We start from the raw sequence: 10974 nt of genomic DNA, 5'->3' as shown, positions 1-10974 counted from the left end.
GCATACTCTATTTCTAACCTGATAGATTCTTACGGAGCTTTTCTACAGCTAAATCCAGGACTAGACTACGCTTCAATTGAAATTTATACGTTGAAAAAGTACGTTGATCCGCTACTTTCTCTACTAGCGGAATTACTCACCGAAGCTACGTTTCCTAATGATGAGCTAGAAAAATTGAAGGCTATTCAGATTCAGAAGATTAGGGTAAGCAATGAAAAAACGAGTACGGTAGCTTCGAAAAAGATGCGAGCGGTATTATTTGGTGAGAATCAGCCCTACGGAAAAACTTTAACGGAAGATGGTGTAGCTAATGTAAGGCAATCTTCCTTAGTAGAATTTTATCAAAATCATATTTCTGCGAACTGGGAGGTCATCGTATCGGGGCAAGTAGATGATGAAGTACTAACATTACTGGAAAAACATATTGGTACACTGACGACCGAGTATCGAGATTCTACAAAGCAAACCGCTATCTGGGCTGATCTTTCTCAAGAAAAAAAGCATTTAGAAGAACGGCCTACTAGCTTACAATCTTCTATTCGAGTAGGAATACCGCTATTTACCCGAGATCATCCTGATGCTATTCCTATGCGAGTGCTCAATACAGTACTGGGTGGATACTTTGGTTCTCGCTTAATGAAAAATATTCGCGAAGAAAAGGGGCTGACATATGGCATTTATTCCAGCATGGTCAGCCTACAGGAAGCTGGGTATTTAGTAATTGGTACTGATGTGAAGAAAGAGCTCACCCAATCAGCTCTTACCGAGATTTACCGCGAAATCGCCATTCTGCGGGATCAGCCTATTGATACTATTGAACTAAATACCGTAAAAAACTACATGGCGGGAAGATTGCTCACTTCGGTCGATACCCCCTTCGCCTTGGCCGAAAAGTTTAAAAGCATCTATCTACATAATCTCACTTATGCTTACTTCCAAGATTATCTGCGCGCGATGAATGAGATTAATGCGCAACCACTACAGCAACTAGCTCAGCACTATTTTCAGGAAGAAAACTGGTTTGAAGTAGTTGTAGGTAGCTATTCTTGATAGATAGAATATATCCCAACCTAGCAGACTATTATAAAACGCCAGTTTATTGTTAACGAGCAAACTATATAAGACTTCTATTTTTTAGTACTTCCCTTACTTTGTAGAAAATACTATCTACAAAATATCCTTCTTCTTATTTTCCGAAGCAGGGTTTTAATTTATTACACTATCTGGTAGAAGGAGGTATCTGCTATATTCCTTTTATACGCTTTTTTTGAATTATTTTTGAAATGATTACTGCGAGAAGTAATTATTTAAGTGATTCAAAAACAGGGTAAGAGCGATGATTCAAAGCCAAAAAGTAATATTTAATCCACAGCAGTCTTCAGGAAGTAAGAAGACCATAGAGGTAGAGATAGCCGATTTGCGAAAGATCACTGAAGTGGTAAAAAATCGCTATGGCTACGATTTTTCCGATTATGCCAAATCTTCTTTTCGGAGGCGAATACAGCGAATTATTGAAATTCTTCAGTTCAGCTCCGCTAAAGAGGTTATTACAAAGCTAGAAAATGATCCTTCTTTTATTAATACGTTTTTAGCGGAGGTTACAGTTAATGTGACTGAAATGTTTCGGGACCCCTCATTCTGGAGAGAAGCCCGAGATCAAATTATTCCTAACCTGTTTTTAAACCACGAAACGGTTAACATCTGGCATGCTGGCTGCTCTTCAGGTGAAGAAGTGATGAGCATGTGTATTATGTTGAAGGAAATGGACATACTGCATAAAGCTAATATTATAGCTACTGATATTGATAAGCCCATTCTAGAAAAAGCTAAGCAAGGTCGAGTGCCTATAAAGAACATGGCTTTGAATGAAAAAAATTATATCCGTTTTCAGGGTCAGAAAACATTAAGTCATTACTACGAAGAAAAAGACGGAATGGCGATTATTGATCCTACATTGTTTGCTGGGGTTTCATACCGAAACTTTGACTTAGTGAAAGGCGATGTGTTTAATAAATTTGATTTGATTCTTTGCCGAAATGTGATGATCTACTTCAACCAGAATTTGCAGAACAGGGTTTTGAAAAAACTTCATGAGAGCTTGTTCAAGTATAGCTACTTGGCCATTGGCTCTAAAGAATCGCTCATTTGGTGTGAGATAGCCAATAAGTTCATTATTGTGAACAACGAAGAAAAAGTGTATAAAAAAATCAAAGACTAGCAGGAAGATAATCCAGTTAGCTATGAGTAAGTACAGAGTCAGCAATAGTTATAAAGCCGTTTTAATTGGCGGGTCAGCTGGAAGTTTTCAGGGGGTAACTCGTATACTGTCAACTGTTCCGAAAGATTTTTCTCTTCCTATTATTATGTGCTTGCATCGCTTAAAGCATGTACGTCATGGCTTCGAGGAAGCTTTGTCAATTAAGAGTGCTAAGCCAGTTACTGAACCTCACGATAAAGAGAGTATCAAAAAGGGTAGAGTGTATTTGGCACCATCCAACTACCATCTGGCTGTTGAGCTTGGAAATACCTTTTCGTTATCCACCGAAGGAGCAATCAATAACTCACGGCCGGCCATTGATGTAACGCTGGATACGGCTTCCTATACCTATCGGGAAAAGGTAATAGGCATCTTGCTTTCAGGAGCTAATAAGGACGGCGCTATGGGAATGAAGAAAATTAAAGACCGGGGTGGGTTAACTATTGTACAAGACCCTCAAGAGTGTATGATTGATACGATGCCTACCGCTGCGATGAGCCTCACTACCATTGATTATATTTTAGGAATAGATCAAATTATTGAATTTTTATTAGAGTTAGATCAACAATATCGATAATACTATGTCAGCATTTACTAACAAAGCCAAGTGGGCTACTATAGCTGCTTTTAGTGTAGCGGCTGGAGTAACTACCTATCTGCTATTTTTACTGCCAACCTCAATGACTCAATACTCTTCGGTATTAGATCTGACAGTGGTTGAGCAATTAAACCCTTTATTTTACCAAATATACATCTCAGTTGGTATCACCATTTTATTGGGATTTGCCACGATTGTTATCATGGTAAACTCTCAAAGCCAGCAGGTGAGTCAAATTGCAGAATTTCGAGTATCAGATCAACGTGCGAGCGACTCTGATCTAGAGGGTGTCGTTAAAGATAACCATTCAGATGATTTTTATCTGGGAGAATCAGAAGAAATTCTCTCTTCTGAAGAGGATACTGAAGCTGTCTTCAATCGGGCATTATCGCAAATTTGCGGTGTACTAGAAGCAAGCCAAGGTGCGGTATATCAAGTGTTAGAGGAAGAAGAAAATCAGATAATAGAGCTGCTGGCTAGTTACGCTTACCATTTGCCAGAGGGCGATAAAGTAACTTTTCGTTGGGGAGAAGGGCTAGTGGGACAATCTGCTAAAGAAGGAAAAGTACTTAACATAGATACGGTACCTGAAGGGTACATCCAGATTTTCTCTGGGCTGGGAAAGGCTACTCCAAAACATTTATTGGTAATGCCCATCAAAGAAGAAGCGACAGTAATTGGCATGCTAGAACTCTCTTCTTTCAAGCCTTTTGAACAAAATCAGATAATAGCATTAGAAAGCTACTTTGGAAAATTAGCACTAAAGCTATCAAATAATGACAATGTAAGTTTGCAAGCAGCTAAACTGTAAAATAGTTGTTAGGTTGTTGCAATTTGCAAACAAATGGAGATAAAATTAAGCCAAGTATCATTTTCTGTATGAACAATAATTGGGTAAGAGGACATGCTGAAAAAAATTAATATAGGAAGTAAAATTACAGTATTGGTGCTGATGCTTACTTTAATGGCAGTAGTAGCCATCAGCACAATTACCTATCAGGTAACTAAGCAGGTGCTAGAAAATCAGTATGCTGAAAAAATACAGTCAGCAAACGATTACAAGAAGAGTAAGATAGAAGGTTACTTTCAGCGTATTACTGCCGAACTATCTTTATTAGACACCAGACAAGAGGAAATCTTAGAATCCGACGAAGGCTTAACTTCAGAGCTGCCCAGTTCAGATATTATGGATCTCGGAACTCTTGAAGAAGTTATTGAACCAACGCTTCTAATTGAAACCGACCAAATTAAAGGAATACTTTCTCGTGAACCAAGTATTGCTACTATTGCGCTAGTATCACTTCAAGGTGACATTCTTTTTACTAGTAATAATTCTAATGTGAATCAGCAACCTGGAGCAACCTTTTACGATCCAGATGGGCAAACTATTGAAAAATCAAAAGAAGGCAATTATACCAGTCGGATTTTTAAGGAAGAGAATCAGTATTTTACCCTTTTAGGGCAACGAACTAGTAATGAAGATCAATTAGCAATCGCTAAAATCAATATATCTAAACTACTTAATATTATTAACGATTCTACCAGTTTGGGCAACTATGGGGAGTCATTTTTAGTGAGAGCACACGAGAACAACATAAGCTATATTAACGGCTCTCGGCTCACTGGTAGTGATCCTTTAGCACTTCAGGTAGTAGCAGGTAGCAAAGATCAACAAGCAGCTCAACGGGCGGTAGATGGAAGTAGAGGGTATATTCACGATATTGATTATAGAGGTGAGCCTACATTGGCTGCCTGGGACTACTTGCCAACGCAAGGATGGGGCATTATCTCTAAAATTGATCAGGCAGCACTGCAGGCTGAACTGCGCTCACTACTTTATAAGTCAGCAATAGTAGGAGTGATCCTATTAGTTGCTGCTCTAATAATTTCTATACTTCTTTCTCGGTTGTTAACGTCAGCCTTGCTATCTTTAAAGGGAACGCTACAAATGCTAAGCGAGGGGATATTACCTGAACAGGTAGAGAAGAAAAGCGACGACGAAATTGGTCAAATGGCAGAAACCACAGCCAAAGTGGTAGATACTTTGCAACGTACCGCTTCTTTTGCTCACCAAATTGGTGCAGGTAAACTTGATGCATCCTTTCAACCAATAAGTGAGAAAGATGCGCTAGGTAATGCTCTCATTAACATGAGAGACAACATTCAGAACGCTGAAAAGAGAGATGATGAGCGAAACTGGATTGTAACGGGTGTGGCAGAAATTGGCGAAATTCTTCGAGCTCACGATCAAGTTGATGCGCTAGGTGACGCAGTAGTAGCGTACGTATGCCAAAAGATAGGTGCAATACAAGGGGCTTTTTACGTGGTAGACAATGGCGATGATTCCGGTGGCAATGCTGTTATCGAGATGAAGGCTAGCTATGCATATAATAAGAAGAAATATGTCCAAAACTCCTTTAAGTTTGCTGAAGGGTTGGTGGGGCAGGCGGCTATTGAACAGGATACCCTACTCAGAACTGAAATTCCGTACGATTATGTAACTATCACTTCGGGCTTATTAGGCGACCAACGCCCTGAGTCTTTATTGATAGTGCCCCTCATCACTAATGAGCAAGTATACGGCGTATTAGAGTTCGCGGCGTTTGAGAAGTTCAGCAGTCGGGATGTTAAATTTGTGGAAGAAATTAGTCTTATTACTGCCCGCACTGTTTTCAATATCAAAGTAAATGAGCGTACTCGCCGACTGTTGGAAGAAGCGCAGCACATGAGTAATGAGCTGAAAGAGCAGCAGGAGGTACTTCAGCAAAATGCTGAAGAAATGCAGGCTACTCAAGAAGAGTTACAGCGAGCAAATAAACAACTAGAAGAGCAGATTCAAGAAGTGGAGCGTACTCAAAACCGTATGGCATCACTGCTGGAGAATGCTTCGGAGGTAGTTACTATTTACGAAGAGAATCAAGTTATTCGCTACATTAGTCCTTCAGTACAGCGAATCTTTGGCTATACCCAGGAGGAGCTAATTGGGCATAGCGATTTAGAGCACATTACAGAAGAGGGGCAGAAGGCATTTTTAGATATGTTTTCAGCACTCATTAAAAAGCCTAAGCAGTCGGTTACGGTTCAATATCTATACAATACTAAAGATCGGGGTGAAGTGTGGGTGGAAACTACGGGTACTAACTTATTGGATGATCCAGCAGTACAAGGAGTCGTTTTAAACGCTCGAGATATTACTGAACGCAAGCGAGCTGAGCAGGAAGAGCGTATGCGAAGTAAGATGCAGGCACTTTCTGAAAACTCACCGGATTTGATCACGCGTTTAGACAAAGAAGGAACCTTTTTCTATATCAATCCTACGATCGAAACATACACTGGACAAGCTCCTTCAGAGTTTTTGAACAAACGGGTTGCTGATGCAAGCTTTGAGCCTTCCGTAATCGATGAGTGGTTGAAAATTCTAGGGGAGGTAGACAGTTCACAAGAGACAGTGGCTAAGGAAATTGATTTCCCTTCTCAGCTAGGTGATCGGGTGATGCATGTAAATGCCATTCCTGAATTTGATGAGGAAGAGCAGTTGGAATCAGTGCTGGTGGTCTCACATGATATCACTGAGCGTAAGCAAATTGAGCTAGAGATTCAGAGCAAAAATAAAAAGATCAACGACAGTATTAACTATGCTCGGCGTATACAAGGAGCCATATTGCCAGACAATCAAATTATTAAGCAAGTATTCCCAGAATCATTTATCTTCTACAAAGCGAAAGATGTTGTTAGCGGGGATTTCCCATGGTTTATGCAGCGAGGTGAAGATACCTTCATTGCGGCAGTGGACTGTACTGGGCATGGAGTTCCAGGAGCATTAATATCATTGATTGGCTACTTCTTATTAAACGATATAGTTCGTAGCCGAGGAGTGTCTGATCCTGGCGAAATATTAGATCAATTAGATGACGGGGTAACTAAAACATTGCGGCAGGATTCAGAAGAGTCTCAGAGTAAAGACGGGATGGATATTGCACTATGTCGTATCCGTAAAAACGAAATTCAATATGCCGGAGCTCACCGTCCGCTATATTATATGCAGAAAGGTGAAATGGTAGAAGTCAAAGGGAATAAATTTCCAATTGGTGGAGGAATATATAAGAATCAAACCAACTTTACTACCACGACTATTAAGGCAGCTAAAGGCGAATCTATTTATTTCTGTTCTGACGGATTTCCGGACCAATTTGGTGGGCCAGATAACCGTAAATACGGACCTAAGCGCCTGCGATCTATAATTCAGAAGCATCATCATAAACCGATGGATGAAGTTCATCAGACCATTGGATCATCTTGGGAAGAATGGCAAGGCGAAGAAAAGCAGACCGATGATGTTCTTATGATTGGTATAAAGTTTTAAGTTAAATTGATCGACTAACAATTAAATCCGATAGATCATGAAGTATGTGTATGACTTACACAAAACAATGCGAGATCAGAACCTCATCTTAGTATATGAGGGGGAATTTACGCAAGAAATTACCAAATCTGTGTTGGCAATGGCCGAGCGCAATATGGACTCCATGGGGGAAGATTCTTCCGTGAAGCGAAAGGTGTTTAACGTAATGGTAGAATGCCTGCAGAATATTGTAAAACATGGCGAGGGGTACAAGATAGAGGAAGGGTACGAATACAATGCCGTATTTATGATTGGAAAAAAGGGTGATGAATACATTATCGCTTCTGGTAATCCTTTGGAAAACGGTGATGTGAACGGACTTAAAGAGCGGCTAGATCGAGTAAATGGTCTGGATAAAGATGGTCTAAAACAGCTCTATAAAGAGATTATCAAAAGCACAACAATCTCCGAAAAAGGTGGTGCAGGATTAGGGTTCGTCGACATGGCCCGTAAATCTGGGAGTAAATTGGAGTACGACTTTATAGAAATGGATAACAAGCGTTCATTCTTTACTTTAAAGACTACTATTATTCGTAATTAAACCAAAAAAAAGTCATTCAAAACATATTATTACCATGGAAATTATACACTTAGAAGGAACAGAAGATACGCCAAAGATTATCCTTGATAAAAGCAACGGCATATTTGAAATTTCTGGCCGCTCGCTACCAGAAGATTCAGCGGAGTTTTACCAACCAGTGCTGGATTGGCTAAGTGCTTATGCTAAAGAGCCAAATCCTAGTAGTGAGTTCGTATTTAAGCTAGAGTATTTTAATACCGCATCTTCTAAGCTAATTTTAGATGTCCTTTCTAAAATTGAAGAAGTTGATGGAGCTAAGATACATTGGTACTTTCACGAAGACGATGAGGATATGGAAGAAGCTGGCGAAGAGTTTTCAGAGCTAGTTGAGGTATCTTTTGAATTCAGCACTTACTAGTGATTTCATCATTGTCATTATTTTATATACCAAAAGGTCTGACCAACCTAAATCAGCTATTAGTTAAAGATAGCCTGGGGTTACTTTGTATATAGAAACACGGAGACTATAGTTGAATTTACGCAACGGATCGTAAAACCATGAGTGAGGAAATTCTTAAAGCGTTAACCCAATTATTTGCCATCATTACTAAACAAGATGGCGGAGTTACTGAAAAGGAACGCGATTTTGTTATCCGCTTCTTTACTCAGGAACTGGACCACGACTCTATTAAAGAGTACGTGGAGCTTTATGATAAGTATGCCGATTGGGGCAAAACTGAAGAAGTAGCCGAAGGTGAGGTAGTAGTTAAAAAGCGAAAGCTGACTTCCGTTAGAGATTCGGTAAAAACACTAGCTATCTGTCGTAAGATTAATAAAACGCTTACGCAGAAGCAAAAGATTGTTGTGCTTGCTAAAGTTCTGGAACTAGTAGCTTCTGATGGTAATGTTACTGAACAACGTGCTAATATCATCAATACAGTTGCTGAAGTATTCAATATTGAAGCTGAAGAATATAAGCTTGTTGAAAGTTTTGCGTTAAACGATCAAGAGGTTCAGGAAAATTCAGAAGACATTTTGACGGTAAGTGCTCGCACCGGTGATGCTGGCAAACAGAAGCACGTAGTTACTGATATTCAGGGTGAGATTGTGTTTCTGAAAGTCAACAGTGTTGATTTATATTTCGTAAAATACTTGGGTACGAGTGATATAGTATTGAATGGCTTTATTATGAAGCCCAACCATTCGTACCTTTTTTCTAACGGTAGTACTATCAAAACGCCGGTAGGAGATGCATTGTATTACAGCGACATGATCCGGCATTTCTTATCGGATGATGAAGTTCAGAAAATCTCGTTTAATGTTAACGAGATGACATTTCGGTTTCCTAATGGCGGAGTTGGTTTAAGAAACATTAATATTTCGGAAGGTCCAGGCAAGCTCATTGGCATCATGGGAGCCAGTGGTGCTGGTAAAACCACCTTGTTGAATGTGCTAGCGGGTATTGAAGCACCTTCAGAAGGAGAAGTGCTAATTAATGGGTTCAATATTCATCTTCAAAAAGAGCATATTCAGGGAGTGATTGGGTACGTAGCGCAGGATGATTTGCTTATTGAAGAACTAACAGTGTATGAAAACCTATATTATAATGCTAAACTATGCTTCGCCGACAAAAGCGAGGAAGAAATTGATAAACTGGTGCTTAACACCTTAGAAAGTCTGGGACTTGAACACCGAAAAGATCTGAGGGTAGGGAGTATTTTGGATAAAACCATCAGCGGTGGGCAGCGCAAAAGACTTAATATTGCGTTGGAGCTTATTCGAGAACCCGCAGTAATGTTCGTTGATGAACCTACATCAGGACTATCTTCTCGCGACTCAGAAAATGTAATTGACCTACTAAAAGAACTTTCTCTCAAAGGAAAGTTAATATTTGTCGTAATCCACCAGCCATCTTCCGACATCTATAAGATGTTTGATAAGATGTTTATTATGGATACGGGAGGTTACCCGATATTTTACGGAAACCCAGTAGCGGCTATCACCTATTTCAAAAAAGCATCTAATCAAGTAGATTCTGAACGGGGGCAATGCTCAGAATGTGGTAACGTCAATCCCGAGCAGGTTTTTAATATCATTGAAGCAAAGGTAGTTGATGAATACGGTCAGTTTACAAGCAAACGTAAAGTGAATCCTCAGCAGTGGAGCGAGATGTTCGGGAAACACTTTTCTTTTAAGCGAATTCCCGACGTACTTGAAACCCCACCTAAATCGCTAACGATACCTAATCGTTTAAAGCAAGCTGTTATATTTACTATTCGCGATACGCTCTCTAAAGTTAGTAACAAACAATATTTGTTAATTAACTTTCTGGAAGCTCCCGTACTAGCACTTTTCCTTTCTTTTATTATTCGCTATACCGAAGTTGGAAGTTCAGAATATGTGTTTCGGTTTAACGAAAACATTCCAGCTTATCTGCTCATCAGTATAATTGTTGCCCTCTTTATGGGGCTCACCGTAAGTGCTGAAGAAATCATTAGAGATAGGAAGATACTAAAGCGAGAATCCTTTCTGAACCTCAGCCGAAGCAGCTATCTTTCTTCCAAAGTATTAATTCTTTTTACAATGTCGGCCATACAAACGCTGAGCTTTGTGCTGATTGGAAACCTTATTCTTGAGATAAAAGAGATGACGCTAAGTTTCTGGCTGGTTTTATTTTCAGTCTCTTGTTTCGCTAATGTGTTAGGATTAAATATTTCAGCCTCTTTTAACTCTGCGGTAACAGTTTACATCATTATTCCTCTGCTGCTTATTCCTCAAATGATACTAAGTGGCTTGCTTTTCAATTTTGATAAGCTAAATAGCTTAATCAGTACGAAAGGTGAAGTGCCTCTCGTAGCAGATTTAATGACTTCTCGCTGGGCTTACGAGGCAATGGCGGTGTATCAGTTTAAGGAAAATTCTTTTCAGCGCCCTTTTTACGAATTGGAAAAACAGGAGCGCCAATCTGACTACGAATCTGCCTATCTGATACCTAAGTTAGAATCTAAGCTACAAAGTATTCAGAATAATATGGCACCTGAAAATGATTCTATTTTAGCTACCTTAGATATGGACTTATATATTCTACGTAAGGAACTAAAAGCAGAGAGCTTCCGAGAAGGTATTGAAACTATCAATCTCGATTCAGCTCTTACAGCTGCTAATATTAATTCCGAGACTATTCAACATTTACGTAC

Annotated in this window: 8 protein-coding genes; all 8 read left to right on the top strand. The window is 39.5% G+C overall.

Going from position 1 to position 10974, the window contains the following annotated elements; genetic code table 11:
* A partial coding sequence (locus tag WBA23_RS11290; RefSeq protein WP_424582385.1) for a M16 family metallopeptidase occupies window positions 1-1050 on the top strand: 1050 nt, incomplete at its 5' end.
* 286 nt (window positions 1051-1336) lie between these two features.
* Complete coding sequence (locus WBA23_RS11285; protein ID WP_424582384.1) at window positions 1337-2218, top strand: CheR family methyltransferase; 882 nt, start codon at window positions 1337-1339, stop codon at window positions 2216-2218.
* Window positions 2219-2240: 22 nt separating this feature from the next.
* Entirely contained in the window at window positions 2241-2834 is a 594-nt protein-coding gene (locus WBA23_RS11280; protein ID WP_424582383.1) for a chemotaxis protein CheB, read from the top strand.
* 4 nt (window positions 2835-2838) lie between these two features.
* Window positions 2839-3666 carry a GAF domain-containing protein gene (locus tag WBA23_RS11275; protein ID WP_424582382.1) on the top strand — a complete coding sequence of 276 codons (828 nt, stop codon included), beginning with the start codon at window positions 2839-2841 and terminating at the stop codon, window positions 3664-3666.
* 93 nt (window positions 3667-3759) lie between these two features.
* Window positions 3760-7218 (top strand): PAS domain S-box protein, encoded by a 3459-nt coding sequence (locus WBA23_RS11270; protein WP_424582381.1) that lies wholly within the window; start codon window positions 3760-3762, stop codon window positions 7216-7218.
* A gap of 37 nt (window positions 7219-7255) precedes the next feature.
* Window positions 7256-7798, top strand: coding sequence for a SiaB family protein kinase (locus tag WBA23_RS11265; RefSeq protein ID WP_424582380.1), 543 nt, complete (start codon window positions 7256-7258; stop codon window positions 7796-7798).
* Window positions 7799-7832: 34 nt separating this feature from the next.
* Complete coding sequence (locus tag WBA23_RS11260) at window positions 7833-8195, top strand: DUF1987 domain-containing protein (protein WP_424582379.1); 363 nt, start codon at window positions 7833-7835, stop codon at window positions 8193-8195.
* Window positions 8196-8335: 140 nt separating this feature from the next.
* On the top strand, window positions 8336-10974 hold a 2639-nt coding region (locus WBA23_RS11255; protein WP_424582378.1), incomplete at its 3' end, for an ATP-binding cassette domain-containing protein.

It is taken from the genome of Tunicatimonas sp. (genome assembly GCF_049647865.1).
Lineage (GTDB): Bacteria > Bacteroidota > Bacteroidia > Cytophagales > Cyclobacteriaceae > Tunicatimonas.
This window is presented reverse-complemented; position numbering and strand designations above follow the sequence as displayed.